Source organism: Thermococcus sp., from assembly GCF_027023865.1.
Taxonomy (GTDB): Archaea; Methanobacteriota_B; Thermococci; order Thermococcales; family Thermococcaceae; genus Thermococcus.
In genome coordinates this window covers 121552-140298 of sequence record NZ_JALVUC010000025.1, presented here as the reverse complement: position 1 = coordinate 140298, position 18747 = coordinate 121552, and the positions used below count along the sequence as shown (strand labels likewise).

The following is an 18747-nucleotide window of genomic DNA, read 5'->3' as shown; positions in this document are numbered from 1 at the left end:
AATCATGAGGCGCTGGACTTTCATTCTTCCATTCGTTTATTTCCTCTTCCTTTTTGCACTGGCATTCATGGACTTTCCGAGATATATTAATCGCCAGTGGATGTGGATCCAAATTGGAGGGTTAGTATTCATGATAGTGCTTGGGGACTACCTCGACAGAAACATTCCAACAGCAGGATTAACAGTGATAGGAGCCTTCACTCTCCTGTGGCTTGCTTTGGCATTCCTCATCCCACTCAAAGAAGAGTACTTTGCACTCTTAGGCCTAATTATCGAGCTGGGCATAGTGATCATCGTCGAACGGTTTCTCAGTGGATACTAATGAATGGACCCCCGAAAACCCCTTTAACCCCTTCCCCCAACTTTTTCCGGTGGTGCTATGAGGGCGTTCATAGCGATAGAGGTTGGCGACGAGGTCAGGAGCAACCTCCTGAAGGCCCAAGAGAGGATAGGGACTAAATCAGCGAAGATAAAGTTCGTGGAGCGGGAGAACCTTCACGTAACACTCAAGTTCCTCGGGGAGATAGACGATGCAACCGTTGAAGAGGTCAAGAAAGCCCTTGCGGAGATAGCGAAAAGGCACAAAAAGCACCGCGTTAGGGTTAAGGGGATAGGCGTCTTCCCAAACCCTAACTACGTCCGCGTCATCTGGGCTGGAGTAGAGAACGATGAGGGCATAAAGGCGATAGCGACCGACGTGGAGAGGGAGATGCGCCGCCTGGGCTTCAAGAAGGAGAAGGACTTCGTGGCACACATAACCATTGGCCGCGTCAAGTTCGTCCGCGACAAGCTTGAGCTGGCGATGGCATTAAAAGACCTCGCCAACGAAGACTTTGGGGAGTTCAACGTTGAGGCAATAGAGCTGAAGAAGAGCACGCTGACGCCAAAGGGACCTATTTACGAGACGGTCGCGAGGTTTGAGCTGGCAGAATGAGGGGTGAACATGGACATTAATTCCGTCATTGAGGGAATCCTCCAGAAAATACGACCAACCGAGGGAGAGAGGGCCTTCCTCAACGAGCTGATGAGGGAGCTTGAGGACCTTTCAAAAGAAACCATCGAGGAACTCGGTCTTAACGCCAACCCCCACTTCGTCGGCTCCCTAGCAAAGGACACTTACCTTGCCGGCGACCACGACGTTGACCTCTTCTTGGCGTTTCCCCTCGAGACACCATTGGAAGAGCTTAGGGAGAGGGGACTTGAACTTGGAAAAGCCATAGCGAAAAAGCTCGACTCCCATGAGGTAGCCTATGCCGAACATCCGTATGTGAGGGCAACTTATCGGGGGGTGAAGGTAGACCTAGTGCCCTGCTACAACGTGAAGGGCTGGAAGGACGTGAAAACAGCCGTTGACCGCTCTATACTCCACACCAAGTGGGTGAACGAACACCTCAATGGGAGAAACGACGAGGTCAGGCTCCTCAAGCGCTTTCTGAAGGGGATAAACGCCTACGGCAGTGAGATTTACGTTAGGGGTTTTTCCGGATATCTGGCCGAGATCTTGATCATTAAATACGGTTCATTTCTAGAAGTAGTGAAGAACGCTGACCTCATGCTAAAGCAGAGGGTAATAGATCCAGAGGGGTGGTTGAGAAAGGAGCCAGAGTCTGCCATGAAAACGATAAAAAGAGAGACCGAAGGGGATAAACCCCTCATTGTCATTGACCCCGTTGACCCGAGGAGGAACGTTTCCGCGAACCTAAGCTGGGAGCGCTATGGGGTTTTCTACTTCGGCTCCATGAACTTCCTAGAGGAACCGTCTATAAACTTCTTCTTTCCAAGGAGATCCAATAACGGTGATTACAGACTAGAACTCCGTAGAAAAGGAAGCCACATCCTTACACTGATTTTCAATAAACCAAACCTCGTGGACGACCTTCTACTGCCTCAGCTTGAGAGGAGCGCGAGGGGAATAGAGAAAGTCCTTGAGAGAGAGAACTTTAGAGTCTTCGGTTGGGACGTTGGTTATGCCCGCGATTGGGCCTTCATAATGCTCGAACTCGACAGGCTGGAGAGGGAGAAGGTTACCATTAAGGAAGGCCCCGAGTTCTTCACCCGGAACGGGCTTGACTTCTATCGGAAGAACGAGAGAGTTTGGATTAAAGGGAAGAGACTCTACGCAGAAAAGACCATTGAAGAAAACGTTATGAATGTGCTTATAGGGCTTATCGGACGGGACCAAATCTCACTCGGAAAAAGCATCACGGATTCGGTGAGGAACACCGACGTTTTAGTGGACTATGTACCCAAAGAGCTGGAGCAGAGGGCTTATCTCTTCCTGAGCAAAGAGGAGTGGAATCTCAAGAAGCAGCAATAAGAACCCCTTTTTCTTCCCCGCGTTAAGCTTTTTCAAGGTGGATTTGAGCTCTATGTACCCCTTCCAGCCGAGCTTCTCAACCAGTGGTTCTGTGATGGCTTTATCCTTGCTTCCTGCTTTCTCAGGTTCCATCTACACCACCCACTAACCCTTTATGATGGTTTTCAGCTTGATATTTTTAAGTTTTTTCGGACTGCCAAAAAAGCTTACAGTTTGTTAACAGAGAGGAAAATTTCTAGGAGATTTACAACTCTCTGTGCTCACACCATTTCGGATTGTCCCAGAGTCCATGAACTTCCCCGGGGATATGGCCGGTATCCGCGACGGCCCATTCGAGGCGATAGGGTTCAAGAAGGTAGCTTAGTTCACCCCTCAAATTGCGCTTTCCGACGTAGAGGGCCGCCCTAGCAACCACGTTGTAGCCGCTGTTGGGGACCTCCGGCTTAAGCGCTTCCTTCCAGGCCTTCTCGGTCGTCTCCCAACCCTCAAGACCCTCCATCGAGCCGAGGTTCCAAGTGTGATAGAGTTCTTTAAAATTGAGGAGCTTTAAATAAGTCTCGATGAAGAGGCTTCTAAGCTCGCTTCCGTTGAAGTAGTTTATGAGCTCAATAAGGGCTTTGGCTATGACCGAGACATTGCCGAAGGCAACCCTCGTGTCAAGGTTCTCCCAGAAGCGCGGGCAGGAGTGGTTGGCGAGGAGCATGAGGTAATAGGCCCTCCCAAGCCTCAGGGCATCCCTCTCACCATTAGCCGGCTCAAGAACGTAGTCCAGTGAGGTCTCCGTCCCAAAGTGATCATAGTAATCCTTGAAGAAGATCCTTGCGTAGCGAACGAGGAACTCTTCAGCTTCTAAAGGTTCAACGCCAAGGTCTCCAAGGCCCCTCAGCACGCCGAGCCTCACCACACGGTTAAGCTCGGTAAACAGGCGCGTGAAGGTCACTTTCCATATCTGTGAGATTTTTTGCCCGTTGACTTCCCTCGCGAAGACCCTTCCATCAGACCTGCGGTATCCAAGCCACCGAGAGTCGCTCGTCTTACCGCCCGTGCTCAAATCAAAGTAATCGCTCCAGGAGGAATAATCCTTGACGCCGATCTCAAAGTAACACTCTCCATCAATGCTTCTGAACTCTCCAGAGAGCTTTTTCTGAACAAAGTCCATCACCGAGACGCGCTCTATACCCCTCCCCTCAAGATCCCTCATCCATGCGGTGAAGCGGTCGAGCTGTTGCGGATTGCCGAGGAGGCTTTCCAGATCACTTGCTGTAAGGACCAGGTACGGAATTCCCCCGTCCTCTTTGTAATCGTCGCGGTAGCTCAAAGTGGCTGAAACGAGGCCAGAAACGTCAAGGGTGTTAAAGGCAAAGGAATCACTCAGAGACCACTCCCTCCCAAAAACGAAGGAGTTAAGATAACGGTTGCATGAGTGCCTTGCCTGAGGAATATCGTAGAGGAGTTGCCTCCCATCGAGGAGAAAAATTAGCCTTTTGTCCGTCGAAGATTCAGCTATCGAGGCACTCTCCCTCGTTATCACAGCCTCGGGAAGCCAGTATCCGATAATATCTCTTTCACCGAGCAGGGGTGCATAAAAGTCGAAGGAAACCCTTGCTAGAACCCGCTGCTCGAACTCATTAAGGTGGGGAACTATTGGATGGAAAGGCGTTGTAGGAACCGCATCAATACTCCCGAAGAGATTCACAGCGTCCTCAAAAGCTTTTCTGTGGTAGCGGAGGAGCATGAGGAAGGTGAAAGGCTCAACATCGACGCTCACTCCTCTCATCCGCGAAAGGGTATCGGATATATACCTGTAGGAATAGAGCATTGCCCTCGTCCAGTTCTCACCCCTGACTTCCTCCCCGCGGATTTTGACCGCTACCGGACTTTTCCTTTCCTCATATTCTATGGGTTTTGAGCCATTACCATCCCTGATGTAGACTATATCACCGGGCTGGTAGGCGTGAAAGTGATGGGCATGCTTCATGAACATAATCTCACCATGGGTGATACATCAATTTCCCTTATCACGGTTTCGTCCCAAAAATTTGAGCACTTTTATACAGAAATGTCCGATAAGTTAATAAGGGTGTACATGGAATTACTTTTGGTGGGAAGATGAAGGAGGTAAGGAAACTCCTTGGGGGGGATCTAGTTAATTACCTCGAACTCCTCAGGGCTAAGATGGCCTTTGCAGAGGAGCTTTACGGGATCAAGATAAACTACGTCCCGCTTGTAACAGGGGAAGAGATTGTGGTGCTGGACAAGCGAGATGGCCTTGTGAAGTGGCTTAGAACCAAGAGGCCCCTGACAGCTGAGGAATTTCACTTTCTGGCGAAGGAGATAAAGCGTAATCTGGAGAGCGGCTACGTTGAGATGCTTCTAACCATGAACATGTCCTGCGTCAACGGGCCTGGGGAGTGAGGTTTATAAATCCGGGCGGATAGCTCCGCTCATGAACCGCTCGGAGGCAGTGCTCCTCGGAATCACCGTTATATGGGGGACCACCTTTCCTGTGATGAAGGTTAGCCTTGAGTATATTCCTCCAATTCTTTTTTTGGCTTACCGCTTTGGGATAGCCTCCGCTTTAATGCTCCTCCTCTTTAGGGGTAGAGTTTTGCAGAGGGAAACACTCCTGGAAGGCTTCCTCCTCGGCCTGACCCTCTTCTTCGGCAATGGTCTTCAGATAATCGGTTTGAAGTACACAACGGCTTCAAATTCTGCCTTCATAACGTCCCTCTACGTTGTCTTCACCCCGTTCATAGCGTACTATGTTTTGGGTAGTCGGGTTAAGGGAAGGGACTTTGCAGCTCTTTCTATTGCCCTGTTAGGCCTTTATTTAATCTCCGGGACCAGTATGAACTTCGGCTATGGGGATTTGCTCACCTCCCTCTGTGCCGTCAGTTTTGCCTTCCAGATAGTCCTTGTTGAGAAGTTCAGGGGGGAGGATTACCTCAGCCTTGCCTTCTGGCAGATATTCTGGAATTTTATCCTGGCCCTTGCCTACGCTTCTGTAAAGGAAGGATTCTATGTTCCAAAGGCTGCCATCGCATGGGGAGGGATAATCTACACGGGTGTCTTCGCCACTGTCCTCACTTTCACCCTTCAGACAAAGTTTCAGAGGTACACCAAGGCTCACAGAGCGGCACTTATTTACTCCGCCGAGCCAATATTTGGTTACATAAGCTCTTTTATTGCGCTGGGAGAGGTTCTCTCGCCAGCGGGCTACCTTGGGGCGCTTCTCATCCTAGCGGCGATCTGGTACGAGCTCCGCGGGAGTTAGTCCATTAGGCGATCGAGGAGTGCCCACTGTCTTTCATCCCACACTTTTCTGTCGGTGGAGACGACGACAGTTCCTCCGTGAAGCATCGCTATATCACGGACGTTGTTGAGAAACTTGATTATCGTCTCAAAACTGTTGTAGATGAGGAGGTACTCAATCCCGTCGAGCACAACCACTCCATGCGCGCCCCTCTCCTTGAGCGAGTGCAGGTAGACGTTTATCAGCTCGGTTATCTTCGGGAGGTTTGTTGGGGATATGCTTCCTGCGGTGGGTGTGTTGCTGAGCAGGTAAGACTGCCATTCCTTGGGAACGGCGTGAGGGTTCCTCACGAAGGCTAGTGCTGGGAATTCCGCCATGTTAGAAACGAAGACCCCGTAGTGCTCGGGGGGCATAAACGTGATCCCCGGTTGTATTGCATACTGCTCGTCTTTCGTATTCACATTTATGCTGAGGCTTAGGAATCTCTCGCTTCTGACGAAGGCCACCATCGCATGGGCTATGAGAACCGTCAGCAGGGCGCTGATTAAGAATCCAATCGGTGCAAACCACTGGACGGGCCTCAGAAGGGGATAGTCCATCTCATGAAGGCCGTAAAGAACGGTGGAGATTGAGAGGAGGCGTACAGTTCCGGGGTAGATGCGCAGGAGGCTCCACGTTAGTCCACCAGAAAAAACAAGGAACAGCCCTGATACCGCGTAGGCCACCCCAATTGTTGCCAGCCATGATGGAGAAGGGTCGAGGTAACCAGCGATGAGAAAGTATGCGATCAGTATAAAAGGAGTGGTGGCAAGGTAGTTCCTAACGGGGGCGGGGGTTGAGAACTCCTCTTCAACGAGGTGGATGGAGGCGTAGAAGAACGTCGATGCCATGAGGGCCTCAGTGATGGCGCTCAGCCAGTCTACCTCAATCATGTCCCCAAGGACCTGGATGGAAGCGAACAGGAAGGTCAGTCCGAAGAGGAGGGCAGAGCGTCTTTTGCTTCGGGAGTATACAAGGGTAAGGTAAGCCAACGCGGCCAGCTTGGCGCCGAGGCTGAGGGACATACCGGTGAGCAAAAGAACCCCGTTCATTCAGTTCCACCACGGTTGAATAATTAAAATCTTTTTGGGTATTAAATCCTTTCGTTTTCTCTCATCGTTAACTGGGGAAAACCTTATAAGCCTACTCCCCAACTTTGGCCCGATACCCATGAGGGGGGAGTGTTTTATCCGTCGCTTCGCCCGTTTCGAGGCTTAGTCTTCCCTGTTCTGGGTTAGTCTTTACTATCATTTCTGGAGGGATTTGAATGATTAAAGAGCCTGAGTTCAGAGAGTATGACCCGGGTAAGCTTGAGGAGAAGATAGAGCGCTTTTGGAAGGAGAACGGCACCTACGAGAAGGTCAAAGCCAGTAGGACCAACGGTCCGAAGTACTACTTCCTTGATGGGCCGCCCTACGTCAGCGGTGCGATACACCTTGGAACCGCGTGGAACAAGATAATCAAGGACATGATAATACGCTTCAGGACGATGCAGGGTTACAACGTGCGCAGACAGCCGGGCTTCGACATGCACGGCCTTCCGATAGAGGTTAAGGTCGAGCAGGCCCTCGGCCTTAAGACAAAGAGGGACATAGAGACCGAAATTGGAGTGGACAACTTCATAAAGAAGTGCAAGGAGTTCGCCCTCAACAACCTCAAGGTTATGACAGAGCAGTTCAAGCAACTGGGCATATGGATGGACTGGGACAACCCCTACATGACCATAAAGAACGAGTACATCGAGTCCGGCTGGTTCACTCTAAAGCGGGCCTACGAGAAGGGTCTACTCAAAAAAGACAAGCGCGTCCTCCACTGGTGTCCGCGCTGTCAGACGGCTTTGGCAGAGCACGAGGTCCGCGGCGAGTACAAGCTCAGGGAGGACCCGAGCATCTACGTCAAGTTCCCTGTGGAAGGAAAAACCAACGAGTACCTCATCATCTGGACAACAACACCCTGGACGCTCCCGGCGAACTTGGCCGTAGCAGTCCACCCGGAGTACGACTATGCCAAGGTTAGAGTGAAGACCAATAACGGTGAGGAGTACTGGATAATAGCGAAAGCCCTCATCGAGCGCGTTCTCAGTGAGGCAGGCGTCAAGGGTGAAATCATTGAGGAGTTCAAGGGCAAAGAGCTTGAGGGAATCCGCTACGTTCATATCCTCATGGACGAGTATCCGGCTCAAAAGGAGTTCCGCGAGAAGTATGAATGGGCGCACAGGGTTATCCTCGGCGAGCACGTAACGCTTGAGGATGGAACTGGCCTCGTCCACACCGCTCCGGGCCATGGTGAGGAGGACTTCGAGGTCGGAAAGCGCTACGGACTGCCAATATACAGCCCCGTTGACGAAGCTGGAAGGTATACTGAGGGGAAGTGGAAGGGAACCTACGTTAAAGACGCCGATAGAGAGGTAATAGAGCACCTTCGCGGGAAGGGCTACCTCCTCAAGGCCGGCGAGATAGAACACAAGTACCCCCACTGCTGGCGTTGCAAGACCCCGCTCATCTTCCGCGCCACAGACCAGTGGTTCCTCAAGGTAAGCAAGGTCAAAGAGGATATCATAAAGGAGAACGACGAGAAGGTCACCTGGTATCCTGACTGGGTCAAGGTGCGCTATGACAACGGTGTCATGAACAGCGGCGACTGGGTCATAAGCAGGCAGCGCTACTGGGGAATCCCGCTCCCGATATGGCAGGCCGATGACGGCGAAATATACGTCGTTGGTTCCTTCAGAGAGCTGGTCGAGAAGAGCGTCGCCATTGAGGTGGGCAGCGAGCGCATTGAACTCCCGGAAGATTACGAAGAGAAGCTCAAGGTCATCGAGGAGAAGCTCGGTCCTGAAGATCTACACAGACCCTACGTTGATGCGTTCATAATAGAGGTCAACGGCAGGGAGATGCGCCGTGTTAAGGACGTCGTGGACGTGTGGTTTGACAGCGGAATAGCCAGCTGGGCCTCCCTTGATTATCCGAGGACTGAGGAGAACTTCAAAAAGCTCTGGCCGGCGGACTTCATAGTTGAGGGTGAGGACCAGGTCACCAAGTGGTTCTACTCCCAGCAGGCCGCCTCGGTTATAGCCTTCAACACCGTCCCCTACAGGAAGGTTGCCATGCACGGCTACGTCCTCGATGAAAAGGGCGACAAGATGAGTAAGAGCCTCGGCAACATCATCCGCCCGGAGGAGGTCGTCCAGAAGGAAGGGCGCGACCCCTTCAGGTTCTACATGCTCTGGGCCACCAACCCCTGGGAGAACCTCCGCTTCAGCTGGAAGGGCCTTGAACAGGTCAAGCGCATGTTGAACATACTCTGGAACGTCTACGTGCTCTCCTCCACCTACATGAGCCTCGACAGCTTTGACCCGACGAAGGTTCCAGAGGAACTTCCGTTCAGAGAGGAGGACAAATGGATACTCAGCAGGGCCAACAGCCTCATAGGGGAGGTCACGGAGGGGGTAGAGACCTTCAGGCTCACGAGGGCAACGAGGGCAATCTACAACTTCGTGGTTGAAGACCTCAGCAGGTGGTACGTGAGGCTCATCAGGAAGCGCATGTGGGTTGAAAGTAACGACCCGGACAAGTTAGCGGCCTACTACACCGTCTGGAAGGTCTTCGACGTGCTACTGAGGTTGATGGCACCGTTTACACCCTACATATCCGAGGAGATATACCAGAATCTTCTGAGACCTTTCCTTGGAGTGGAGAGCGTCCACATGCTCGACTGGCCCGAGCCGGATGAGAAGGCCATAGACGTGGATCTTGAGCGCGAGATGGAGTATGTCAGGAGGATCGTCGAGGCCGGTTCATCAGCGAGGCAGAGGGCCAGGATAAAGCTCCGCTACCCGGTAAGGAAGATAATCATTGAGACCGGGGGGGATACCGTCGCGAAGGCCGTCGAGAGGCTTAACCGCCTGCTGAAGGACCAGCTCAACGCCAAGGAAGTGGCCGTTGGCAAGGTCGAGCGCGAACTCGTCATAAAGCCGAACTTCGCCAAGGTCGGTCCGGAGTTCAAGGGCGACGCAAAGAAGGTCATAGCCTGGATAGGTGAACATGGCAGGGAACTCTACGAGGTCGGGGAGAGGGATGTCGAAATTGAGGGCAAGACTTTCCACCTCACGAGGGAGCACCTGAGCGTAGAGGAGAAACTACCAGACTTCCTTGTCGCTGAGGAGTTCGAGGGTGGAAAAGTCTTTATCGACAAGACACTAACAAGGGAGCTTTTAGCGGAAGGCCTCGCCAGAGAATTCGTGAGGAGAATACAGGAGATGCGCAAGCGCCTGGATTTAGACGTCAACGACCGCATTAAGGTTACCATAGAGACGAGCGAAGAAAACCGTGAGCTGCTCGGGGAGAACCTCGACTACATAAAGGGAGAAACAAGGGCTGTGGATGTGGTCTTTGACGAAGCCAAGGGCTACGTCGTTGAGTGGCCCGAGGTTCGGGCGAAGATAGGGATTGAGAAGGTTGATAGCTAATTTTGAACTCCACCTGTCGCCCTTTTTATTTCTCTTCGTCTCGTTTCTGCTAAAAATTCAAGGATTGCCATTACTACGACCCCCACTATTGAGAGGTATCTGATCGAATTCTCCCAGAGGGCGAAGATTGAGGAAAACATAGCGACAAGGCCTGTTAGTTTTATTAAGGTCTCCTCTTTATCATTCCTAAGGCTTAGAACATAAATCGCCATACCCACTACCCCAGCAATAATAGGTAACAACTCTTTTGCATATATGCCGTATGCAACCGCCGAGATCATGAATGGGATTGGAAAAATCTAGTTATTATGTCCATGGTTTCACCATTCTCTTTATTCCCTGAATTTAGTCTTCAGTCAAACAAAAACAATCCTATAATTGATATAATAATCCCGATAAGAGCAATTTTTATCAACAAAATTGCACTCTTTTGTTGTTTTTGTTTGAATTTCAAAGCCAATTCATGTTCCACTACATCAGCAGTACGTTTGAAATCCTCTGGAAGTTCATGTATTCCCTCAAAGTTTGTACTATTAGGGTTTAACATAATGACTCCTTCACTCCTACGAATCCTTGGTTTTGAGTAGTACTTGTATGTCCCAATGGTAAGCAAAGCCAAAGAGAGACCTAGCAGGGAAGCGAAAACTACTAAACAATAAACCATGTTAACACCCCCTGAAATTTGTCGAAATAAAAATTTTAAAAAGCTACTATTCTAACACAAACCTGCTTTTTCACATATGTAATATCCTCCTAATGCGCATGCTGTATATGTCCCTGCTCCAACAATAATTCTTAACAGGGCGTTACAAGTCACTTCACATGTTCCCAAGCATATAAAATACCCAATGCCTCCAGCCTCGATAAATACTACACAAAACTCTCCGCATGCTTCTGTGCATGCTACATACCCTGATACCCCTGATGCTAAAACACCACATAAATAACCAGCCAATGCGACACAAGCGCTACAACCGATGTTAAGGTCCATAGTTGCTGTCATTCCCACTGCTTTTTCCTGGTTGTACTCTGGCAGTTTGAGCCTCACCAAGTGCGATAAGTGCCTCAGCTCGTAAGCACTCCTGCCCCAAATCCAGTTCGTCTCATCGTGCTTTCTAAGCTTCATGAGAACCCTGTTAAGAGTCCAGTAATACTGCGAGAGAGTCAAGTTGTTAGCAATGAGTATAACATCCCCAACAGGAACTGCCTTGTTCTTATCATCAGGAGCAATGTTCATTCCAGTCAGGTAAGCCCTGTACTCACCAGTCTTAAGGTCAGTAAATATCCTCGTGACGAGAGTAAAGTTGTACTGGCTCCGCTCGGCACGGTAAACGAGCGCGTACATTGTGTAATTGAACGTGCTGTTGTAGAAGTTCAGTCTAAAGAACAGCAACTGCTCGTGCTTTTCGCTCATGTTGTAAAGCGTAACTATTGAAACGTTGACCTTGGGAGTAACGTTGGACTTGTGGAGCGGACAGCCCTTAGTCAGGTTAGTGAAGTTAACGACCTTATTCACCCATGTAACGTTCATCTGGAGCCTGCCCCTGTCGTCATACCAGGCAACAACAGCCCTGCGGAAGGTAATGCTGGCGTTATTCGTGCTCATCGCCATTGCTTGGGGAGCCACAATCAACTGCAGGCTCAACACCATGGCCACAAGAAAAACCCCGAAAGCAGTCTTCCTCCAATTCATGGCTACCACCTGACCAGTTGGTCACTCTTAATAGTATATGAAACTATATAAATCTTTCTTTTTACTAGTTGGATTAACTAACGTTTTTTTTTCGTAGGATTTTCAATTTACAACCGTATCAACACGATGAGAACGGGCCAAAAGAAGGGAGAGTAAAAGAGCGAACAAAAGAACACAAAAGTCTATTTTCCAGTTCATTCCCCATGAACCCTCAACTAACCCACCCGAGAAGCGTCCCAAAGGGAAGGAAAATCGCCGTGAACAGATAAAGTAGCCTGAACATCGTTAACAGGGATTCCCTGATGAAAGAGGTGTCATAATTTCCGGTGACCATAATCAAAGCTACCATAGCTCCAAACCCATAAGAGATGATGTAAAACAAGCTCCCCGCCCCGCTCTCGGCGTATCTCCTCTCCAGCAGTCCCGTTTCCACGAGCTTCTTGGTTATCCTGTAGCCTTTTTCTGAGGCAAACGCAAACAGCACTCCCATTAAAACACTTATGAGCGCGTTTTTGATTACAAAAAGGTAAAGTCCCGAGCTGATGGCCACGAAATTGACAACTGTCCGGATTTTAAGTATCCGCTCGGGTATGATATATCTATGCGCCATCATGGAGTAGTACCACCCGGCCATAACAAAAACGTAAAACGCCATCGAGATGCTTTTCTCCAGCTCAACACCAGAGAGGTACGCAACTGTAAAGAGGAGGAGAGACGCCGAAAGTTCTCTCAGAAAGTTCTGCTAGGAGTAAGTGATTTTCTCAGACGTCTTATTCTTGCTATAAAACACCGAGGCGAGGAACATCAGAAAAGAACCGACTGCAAAGAGAGCGCCAAGCACCTTGACGAGGGAAACGAACGAAGTTCCCGGTTTTGCAAAGACCAGATATATAAGCCCGAATAAGAGCACACTGAACCCAAACGAGCCTAGGAAAAAGATGAGATACCTTAAACCCTTGGATTTTAAGAGCTAGACTTTCTCCATTTATCTGGTTCCTCCCGAATAACATGGGCCAGAGTATAGAGAAGAGCCAGAATAACCGCGAATGAGAGGCTTTCTTCCGGCGAAAGTGAGAGTGCATAGCCAAATAGCATTGCCAGAAAGACCGTCCCCACAAAGAAGCTTAGAAGAAGGAGAAATTTCCCCAATCTCAACCCCCACCACCTCGGAAGGCCAAACTCATCATCATGCAAACGGGAACACAGGGGTTACTTTTCCAAGGTTTTCACCCTGAGCCCGTATTCCTTGAACCTCTCAAAGCCCCTATCGCAGGTATAAAGGGTCATATTGTGGGCTATTGCAGTTGCCGCGATTAGCAGGTCTTTCGTTGGAGGCCTCTGCCCCTTTGAGGCCGAATCTTTAAATATCTCCCCTGCAACTTCCGCGCTTGCTCTGTCGAAGTTTACAACGGGCATCTTTTCGAGGGTAAGTCTCTGTCTGGGCTTAAGTCTGCCACAGAGGAGCTCAAAGAGGACTATAGAGGGGAGAGCATACTCCCCCTCTGAGGGGAGTTGGGCGAAAACCTTCATGTTCCCCTTGAACAGTTCAATTACGACACTGGTGTCCAGGAGTTGAGCCATTCCTCAACCTCCTTCATTTCCTTCTCGAACTCCTTGGCTTCTTCCTCACTCATTGTTCCGAAGGCTATCATGAGCACGTCGAGGTTGCCTTTCTTTTTCTTACCTATCAGCTCCCTGAGGAGTTCTGAAAAGCTCTTCTTGCCCTTCATCTTCACGAGTTCATAGTAGACGTCATCGGCTATGGTTATCGTCTTGCCCAAGGACACCACCTATTCATGCATGCATGCACGAAATAGATAAACCTTTCGAAACCCTTGTAACTTATGTCCCCGTAAGTTACTTACGGTGGCGTAAGTGCTGTTCGATCTGAGACCCAAGCAGAGGCGGGAAGACATCTTTGACAGGAAGAAAGAATTTGAGGAGCTTGAAAGGAGCATTAGTACTTATCCGATGACCCTCCTCCTTGGCATCAGAAGGTTGGCAAAAGCTCGGTTCTCAGGGCATATCTCAGCGGGAACCCTGGAATACTGATCGACTGCAGGGAACTCTACGCGGAGAGCGGCCACATCACAAAGGAGGCCCTCATCAGGGAGCTTCAGTCAAAAGGAAACTTATTACAGAGAATCCTCTCAAAGTTTAAGGTTCCCCTTGATCTGAAGTTTCTCAAAATGGAACCCAAGGAAGCGTCCTTGAGAGAGATCTTCAGGGAGCCCAACGAAATCGGTGAAAAAACAGGGAGATTTATCATCGCCTTTGATGAGGCTCAGTACCTCCGTTTTTACGGCTCCAGAGGTGGAAGGGAACTGCTGGCACTCTTCGCCCACGCATACGACAGCCTTCCGAACCTCAGGATTGTTCTCACCGGCTCGGAGGTTGGCCTTCTCCATGATTTTCTGGGCATAGGAAACTACGAGAGCCCCCTCTATGGAAGGGCGACTGGGGAGGTCTACATTGAACCCTTCGAGCCAGAGATATCGAAGGAATTCTTAAGGACAGGGTTTACGGAAGCGGGTGTTGATGTCCCGAAAGAAGTCATAGACCGTGCCATTGAGACACTGGGCGGTATCCCCGGCTGGCTCGTGTTTTTTGGGATTGAATACTTAAGAAGGGGGGACTTTGAAAAGGCCATCAATAGAACCCTCGAGACGGCCAGAGGGTTAATCCTGGGGGAGCTTCGGGAACTTGAGGTGAGAACCCCTCCGCTATGTTGAGATCCTCAGGGCAATCGCTCTCGGATACAACAGGTGGAGCATCCTAAGGGACTACCTTGATATAAAAGGCATGCGAACCCCGGAGCTGAGGCTCTATGAACTCCTCAAAAACCTGGGAAAGATGGCTGGATTACAGAAAAGAAAGGGGTATACAAGCTAACGGATCCCCTGACAAAGGCTGCCCTCCTCGACTGACTTATGCCCCCGTAAGTTTACTTACGTCCCCAGAAACAACTTAGAAAATCAAAATTACGGAAGTGGAATCCTCTCCACCTCAAGGTGGTCCCAAGTGGGATACTCCTCTATGATAAAGAACTTAACGTTCCCTTCTATTGCCTCCGCCAGCTCAGCGGCAACCTCTTCAGGCATCTCTATCCTGCCCCTCTCGCGGTTGATGTAGAGCCACTCAGGTGGAACCTCTGCCTCCTCCACGAGGAAGCTGTAGAGTTCATCCAGGTCATCGTACTCAGCTATTCCGAAGCGGAGTGTTCCTTCCTCTGTCATCCCCATGTAGGGCCTTGCGACCTTCCTTGCCATTCTCTTAAGGCGGTTCTTGAGCTGGACAGCGTCCTTCAGCTTCGCCGTGCAGAGGTGGTAACTAAGGGAGGTGTTCTCCTCACCCCACTGGAGTAGCTTAAGGCCGAGTTCGAGGGAGCCTTTTATTGCCGCGCTCTCATCGCTGACAGGCTGGTAGCCCCTCTCCAGGAGCGTCTTGAGGGTCGTCTCGCTGTACTCAAGCTCATTGACGTTGAGGAACTTCGCGCCGAGACCGTCTAAAAACTCCGCGTACCATCTCATCCTCTCGAACTGACCGGGAATCGAGGGAATCTCACCCCCAACGTCCCAGTTGAAATCGAAGGCGTTCTTTATGTTCTCTATTTCAATGTTAAAAAACTTTGAATTCGGATTAAATAGGTCTGGATGGAAGCGTATCTCATCCAAACCGGCATCGTAGAGCTTTTCTAGGTTCTCCTCCGTGGTTAACGTGCCGGTGGTATAAAGATGGATGTGAAAGCCTTCCCCAAAATTCTCTTTTAGGAGTTTTATGTACTTTACCGTTCTGTCGAGCCTCGCGAGCGGGTCTCCACCTGTAACGCCGGCACCCCTCGCTTCCTGGAGGAGGGCCTCCGCTATGACGTCGTCAGCACTCTTAACCGGTCTCTCGTTGGCGTAGACAACATCCTCCCTCCTCCATGGACTTAGTGGGCAGTAAAAGCAGTCTCTCGGGCATTTTCCAGTGGTGAAGAGGACGAGCTTTTCACCCCTAACGCAGAGCTGACAGCCCTTCGGTAACTCGCGCACTGCGTATGAGAAGTAAGGGGTCTCCCAAACCAACTGATTCACCTCGCTAACTCAACTCTGGGCATGGCTTAAAAAGGTTGGTGACCAAATTCGTGAAGGTGTGAATATGCGAGAGAAGCCGAAGTACCTGCCGCCGACTCTGAGGGACAAGCACCGTTATATAGCGTTTCAGATCCTCGGGGAGAGACAATTCACGAAGGATGAGGTAAAGAGAACGATATGGGACGCGAGCCTCTTGGCCTTGGGAGTGCTCGGCTCTGCCAAAGCTAAACCCTGGTTCATAAAATTCGACGAGAAGAGTCAGACAGGCATCGTTAGGGTCGACAGGAAACACGTTGAAGAGCTGCGCTTTGCCTTAACTCTGATCACCCAGATAAATGGCTCGAGGGCAATCTTCAGGACGCTCGGCACTTCCGGGACGATAAAAAGGCTGAAAAGGAAGTTTCTGGCCGAGTATGGATGGCGTTAGCGGAGGAAGGAGATGGCTCTGTCCACACGGCCATCGTAAACCCTAACGTACCTTTTGCAGGCTTTCTCCCAGGTGAAGTTCTCCCTTGCGCGCCTCTTCCCGTTCTCCCTGAGCCTCATCAGGGTCTTCTCATCAATGCCTTTTGCCCGTATCATTGATCTAGCCAGTACAAATGCGTCTTTTGGCGGAACGAGTATTCCAGTGGCGTTTTTGGGATCTTTATCCAAGTCTATCACGGTATCCTTTATCCCGCCGACGGCGCTACCTATTGGAACCACTCCAAGGCACATGGCCTCGAGCTGAACTAGGCCAAAGGGTTCGAAGTAAGATGGGATTATCACGAAGTCCACCGAACCGTAAAGCTCGCGGACGGTCTCCCTGCTCAGAAGTTCAGTGATGGCTCTAACGTTATCGGGGAAGCGGTTTTGGACGGTTCCCACCCATCTCTCAAGCTCTGGGTCACCCTTGCCGACGATGAGGAAGCGCATGTCACTGAAAGCCGGGTCTTTTGAGAGTATCTCGATGGCCCGGAGGAGGGTGTCAACGCCCTTCTGTGCCCTGTCGAAGCGGCCTATAAACATGAATGCCTTGCCATCGGAGAGGTCGAAGCGCTTTAAGATGAGCCTTCTACGCTCCTCTCTGGGGAGTCGAGCGTTCTCCAAAAACTCCTCGTTCCAGAAGGAGCAGTCAATGCCGTTGAAGACGTGGGTAACCTTGCCCTCGAAGTGCCTGAAGAAGTCCCACTCCTCCAAGAGGTAGCTTCTGCTCACCGTTGTAACCATATCGGCTGTGTATGCAGCGGTGTGTTCCGGGTCTATCTCAGGGTAGGGGGCAAGTTCATCCAGGTTGGTCTCTTGGAAGAGGGAGGCCGGGATTTTAGCCTTGTTGAGCCTGTGAATTGTAAAGACACTCCTTATCCCGAAATACTTCCTTATCAGACCCAGTGCAAAGACGGTGTGCCAGTCGTGGGCATGGACGATGTCGGGCCTGAACTCACCGATGAGCCCGTTCAGTAGACCGGCGCTGGCCTTTCCGAAGAGAACGGTCTTCCTCAGGAGGCCGTCCCAACTGGGGCCGTAGACGTCAGGCTCGCTCAGGAGACCGCCGGCGAGGGAATAAACGGTTACACCATTTCCCTCGCGCTTTTTGGCCTCGATTTCGACTTCCTCACCAAACGCGGTTATCTTAAACCTCTCCACAGGCTCCCCGAGGTTTCTTCCGTGATCTGGGGTAAAAACGACGACCTCGTGACCGAGTTCCGCAAGTCCCTCAGCTATGTTCGTTATCGCCTCGGCCAGGCCACCAACCTTGACGGGCAGGTATTCAAAGCCGAGCATGAGAATCCGCATTCGCTCACCTCTGAGAAGTCCAAAAATGATAGGGGGTCACTCGAGGAGGATGAACTTCTCCCCCTCGACGTCCTCAAAGTAGCTGCCTATGCCGCCGACCTTGAGTTTCCTTCCGTTGTAGCGGAAGGTTATGTTCGCGGTCAACGGAGTGTACTCATAATCTACTATGGTGCCGCTTAGCGTTACCGGCTCCTTGCTATCGATCATCTTGCCAACCACTTCGGCTCTCCGTGGGGTTCCTACTCTCTTTAGGGCAGTTATGAGAGTTCTTATGTTGACAAGGGAGAAAGGCTTGGGCAGCTTCTCGTAGTCAAGGGGTTTTATGACCTCGCTGTTGTCGAAGTATATGGTGTAGAACCAGTGCATGTAGTTCTGGATTATCTTGGGACTCTTGGCCCAGAAGGAGTAGAACTTCTCCCTCCTCCTGTCCTTTGGAAGCGCCCCAAAGAAGAGGGCGTAGTCAATGTCTCCTATTATCCAGCTGGCCATAAGCCAGGGTGCACCCCCAGACCTTGAGAGGATCACGTTGCTCCCCCTGAGCCAGTCTGGAGCCTCGTCGAAGTTGCTGATTATAACGAAAAGGATATCTTTCCTTGCTCGGATTTCACTCTTGAGGAGTGTGAGGAACTCGAAGGGCGTATTGATTAGAACCTCGTGTTTTGCCGTCCTTATAACGTACTCCGCCCTCTCAACGGTATTGTCAAAGCCCTGTATCGTCCATATCTCCGGCAGATCCTCGCCGTGGGCCTCGCGGTAGAGGTCGAGGAACGCTCCCTTGAGTTTTTCAATGTCTTCTATGAAGTCCTCCTTTATCTTCTCCAAGACGACTTCCGGGTTGACGGGCTTGTAGAGCCTTGGTGAACCTTGCATCACGTCGACGAAGCCCTTTCTGTGGAGGGAGCTGAGGACGTCGTAAACCCTCGTGTGAGGGATTCCGCTCTCCTTGGTTACGTCGGTGGCCTTGCTCGGACCCAGCTTGAGAAGGGTTATGTAGGCAACGCTCTCATACTTGGTCAGGCCAAGCTTCTGAAGCTTATCAATAATCTCATCCTCTCTCATGGATATACCCCCAAAGTCTTTAAGTTCTAAGTTCACCAATCAAAGTTTAATCATCGTTAGTGATAC

18 protein-coding genes and 1 pseudogene are annotated in these 18747 nt (G+C 50.7%); 8 read left to right on the top strand and 11 right to left on the bottom strand.

The features are described from left to right. Nucleotides 1-4 precede the first annotated feature (4 nt). From MV421_RS10305 to cca, 3 genes are read left to right on the top strand one after another with little or no spacing between them, the layout of a single operon-like run. A complete protein-coding gene (locus MV421_RS10305) occupies nt 5-322 on the top strand; it encodes a hypothetical protein (RefSeq protein WP_297417832.1) in 318 nt (105 codons plus the stop codon). A 57-nt stretch (nt 323-379) separates the two neighbouring features. Beyond that, the gene (thpR, locus tag MV421_RS10300; protein ID WP_297417835.1) at nt 380-934 is read left to right on the top strand and encodes an RNA 2',3'-cyclic phosphodiesterase; all 555 of its coding nucleotides are present in this window, start codon (nt 380-382) and stop codon (nt 932-934) included. Between the two features lie 9 nt (nt 935-943). Beyond that, nucleotides 944-2317, top strand: a complete 1374-nt coding sequence (gene cca, locus MV421_RS10295; protein WP_297417838.1) for a CCA tRNA nucleotidyltransferase — start codon at nt 944-946, stop codon at nt 2315-2317. A gap of 244 nt (nt 2318-2561) precedes the next feature. Here cca and MV421_RS10290 read toward each other — a convergent pair whose 3' ends face one another. Then, the gene (locus MV421_RS10290) at nt 2562-4301 is read right to left on the bottom strand and encodes a glycoside hydrolase (protein ID WP_297417841.1); all 1740 of its coding nucleotides are present in this window, start codon (nt 4299-4301) and stop codon (nt 2562-2564) included. 125 nt (nt 4302-4426) lie between these two features. Between MV421_RS10290 and MV421_RS10285 the strand changes: the two genes are divergently transcribed. Then, nucleotides 4427-4732, top strand: a complete 306-nt coding sequence (locus MV421_RS10285) for a hypothetical protein (RefSeq protein WP_297417844.1) — start codon at nt 4427-4429, stop codon at nt 4730-4732. A gap of 31 nt (nt 4733-4763) precedes the next feature. Further along, nucleotides 4764-5591, top strand: a complete 828-nt coding sequence (locus MV421_RS10280; protein ID WP_297417847.1) for a DMT family transporter — start codon at nt 4764-4766, stop codon at nt 5589-5591. Here the strand turns inward: MV421_RS10280 and MV421_RS10275 are convergent. Beyond that, nucleotides 5588-6661 (bottom strand): DUF835 domain-containing protein, encoded by a 1074-nt coding sequence (locus MV421_RS10275; protein ID WP_297518317.1) that lies wholly within the window; start codon nt 6659-6661, stop codon nt 5588-5590. The two genes, MV421_RS10280 and MV421_RS10275, sit on opposite strands and share 4 nt — an antisense overlap. 215 nt (nt 6662-6876) lie before the next feature. Here MV421_RS10275 and ileS point away from each other — a divergent pair, with 215 nt between their 5' ends. Further along, entirely contained in the window at nt 6877-10077 is a 3201-nt protein-coding gene (gene ileS, locus MV421_RS10270) for an isoleucine--tRNA ligase (RefSeq protein WP_297417853.1), read from the top strand. Here the strand turns inward: ileS and MV421_RS10265 are convergent. From MV421_RS10265 to MV421_RS10240, 6 genes are all read right to left on the bottom strand, one after another. After that, a complete protein-coding gene (locus tag MV421_RS10265) occupies nt 10074-10358 on the bottom strand; it encodes a hypothetical protein (protein ID WP_297417857.1) in 285 nt (94 codons plus the stop codon). The genes ileS and MV421_RS10265 overlap by 4 nt on opposite strands. Before the next feature lie 71 nt (nt 10359-10429). Then, the gene (locus MV421_RS10260) at nt 10430-10741 is read right to left on the bottom strand and encodes a hypothetical protein (RefSeq protein ID WP_297417860.1); all 312 of its coding nucleotides are present in this window, start codon (nt 10739-10741) and stop codon (nt 10430-10432) included. 51 nt (nt 10742-10792) lie between these two features. Then, entirely contained in the window at nt 10793-11770 is a 978-nt protein-coding gene (locus MV421_RS10255; protein WP_297503143.1) for a halocin C8-like domain-containing protein, read from the bottom strand. Between the two features lie 211 nt (nt 11771-11981). Further along, complete coding sequence (locus MV421_RS10250; protein WP_297417866.1) at nt 11982-12425, bottom strand: hypothetical protein; 444 nt, start codon at nt 12423-12425, stop codon at nt 11982-11984. A gap of 554 nt (nt 12426-12979) precedes the next feature. After that, entirely contained in the window at nt 12980-13351 is a 372-nt protein-coding gene (locus tag MV421_RS10245) for a type II toxin-antitoxin system VapC family toxin (protein ID WP_297417869.1), read from the bottom strand. Next, a complete protein-coding gene (locus MV421_RS10240; RefSeq protein WP_297417953.1) occupies nt 13321-13551 on the bottom strand; it encodes an antitoxin VapB family protein in 231 nt (76 codons plus the stop codon). Before MV421_RS10240 ends, MV421_RS10245 begins: the two co-directional genes overlap by 31 nt. Before the next feature lie 94 nt (nt 13552-13645). Here MV421_RS10240 and MV421_RS10235 point away from each other — a divergent pair. Next, nucleotides 13646-14697, top strand: a pseudogene (locus MV421_RS10235) (ATP-binding protein). 54 nt (nt 14698-14751) lie between these two features. On the opposite strand, the gene MV421_RS10230 reads toward MV421_RS10235, so the two are convergent. After that, on the bottom strand, nt 14752-15837 hold the full coding sequence (locus MV421_RS10230) for a radical SAM protein (protein WP_297417955.1): 1086 nt from the start codon (nt 15835-15837) through the stop codon (nt 14752-14754). Between the two features lie 73 nt (nt 15838-15910). Between MV421_RS10230 and MV421_RS10225 the strand changes: the two genes are divergently transcribed. Further along, nucleotides 15911-16273, top strand: a complete 363-nt coding sequence (locus MV421_RS10225; RefSeq protein WP_297417872.1) for a ribonuclease P protein component 2 — start codon at nt 15911-15913, stop codon at nt 16271-16273. On the opposite strand, the gene MV421_RS10220 is transcribed toward MV421_RS10225, so the two are convergent. Together MV421_RS10220 and MV421_RS10215 are read right to left on the bottom strand one after the other, a co-directional pair. Further along, nucleotides 16270-17622, bottom strand: a complete 1353-nt coding sequence (locus tag MV421_RS10220; protein WP_297417875.1) for a glycogen/starch synthase — start codon at nt 17620-17622, stop codon at nt 16270-16272. The genes MV421_RS10225 and MV421_RS10220 overlap by 4 nt on opposite strands. A gap of 36 nt (nt 17623-17658) precedes the next feature. Then, nucleotides 17659-18681: a TrmB family transcriptional regulator gene (locus tag MV421_RS10215; protein WP_297417878.1), complete on the bottom strand. Its 1023-nt coding sequence runs from the start codon at nt 18679-18681 to the stop codon at nt 17659-17661. Between the last annotated feature and the right edge of the window lie 66 nt (nt 18682-18747).

What these genes read in the sequence shown, in the direction of transcription:
- MV421_RS10305 (WP_297417832.1), top strand. Translation starts at nt 5, where the DNA reads ATGAGGCGCTGGACTTTCATTCTTCCATTCGTTTATTTCCTCTTCCTT.
- thpR (WP_297417835.1), top strand. Translation starts at nt 380, where the DNA reads ATGAGGGCGTTCATAGCGATAGAGGTTGGCGACGAGGTCAGGAGCAAC.
- cca (WP_297417838.1), top strand. Translation starts at nt 944, where the DNA reads ATGGACATTAATTCCGTCATTGAGGGAATCCTCCAGAAAATACGACCA.
- MV421_RS10290 (WP_297417841.1), bottom strand. Translation starts at nt 4,301, where the DNA reads ATGTTCATGAAGCATGCCCATCACTTTCACGCCTACCAGCCCGGTGAT.
- MV421_RS10285 (WP_297417844.1), top strand. Translation starts at nt 4,427, where the DNA reads ATGAAGGAGGTAAGGAAACTCCTTGGGGGGGATCTAGTTAATTACCTC.
- MV421_RS10280 (WP_297417847.1), top strand. Translation starts at nt 4,764, where the DNA reads ATGAACCGCTCGGAGGCAGTGCTCCTCGGAATCACCGTTATATGGGGG.
- MV421_RS10275 (WP_297518317.1), bottom strand. Translation starts at nt 6,661, where the DNA reads ATGAACGGGGTTCTTTTGCTCACCGGTATGTCCCTCAGCCTCGGCGCC.
- ileS (WP_297417853.1), top strand. Translation starts at nt 6,877, where the DNA reads ATGATTAAAGAGCCTGAGTTCAGAGAGTATGACCCGGGTAAGCTTGAG.
- MV421_RS10265 (WP_297417857.1), bottom strand. Translation starts at nt 10,358, where the DNA reads ATGATCTCGGCGGTTGCATACGGCATATATGCAAAAGAGTTGTTACCT.
- MV421_RS10260 (WP_297417860.1), bottom strand. Translation starts at nt 10,741, where the DNA reads ATGGTTTATTGTTTAGTAGTTTTCGCTTCCCTGCTAGGTCTCTCTTTG.
- MV421_RS10255 (WP_297503143.1), bottom strand. Translation starts at nt 11,770, where the DNA reads ATGAATTGGAGGAAGACTGCTTTCGGGGTTTTTCTTGTGGCCATGGTG.
- MV421_RS10250 (WP_297417866.1), bottom strand. Translation starts at nt 12,425, where the DNA reads ATGGCGTTTTACGTTTTTGTTATGGCCGGGTGGTACTACTCCATGATG.
- MV421_RS10245 (WP_297417869.1), bottom strand. Translation starts at nt 13,351, where the DNA reads ATGGCTCAACTCCTGGACACCAGTGTCGTAATTGAACTGTTCAAGGGG.
- MV421_RS10225 (WP_297417872.1), top strand. Translation starts at nt 15,911, where the DNA reads ATGCGAGAGAAGCCGAAGTACCTGCCGCCGACTCTGAGGGACAAGCAC.
- MV421_RS10220 (WP_297417875.1), bottom strand. Translation starts at nt 17,622, where the DNA reads ATGCGGATTCTCATGCTCGGCTTTGAATACCTGCCCGTCAAGGTTGGT.
- MV421_RS10215 (WP_297417878.1), bottom strand. Translation starts at nt 18,681, where the DNA reads ATGAGAGAGGATGAGATTATTGATAAGCTTCAGAAGCTTGGCCTGACC.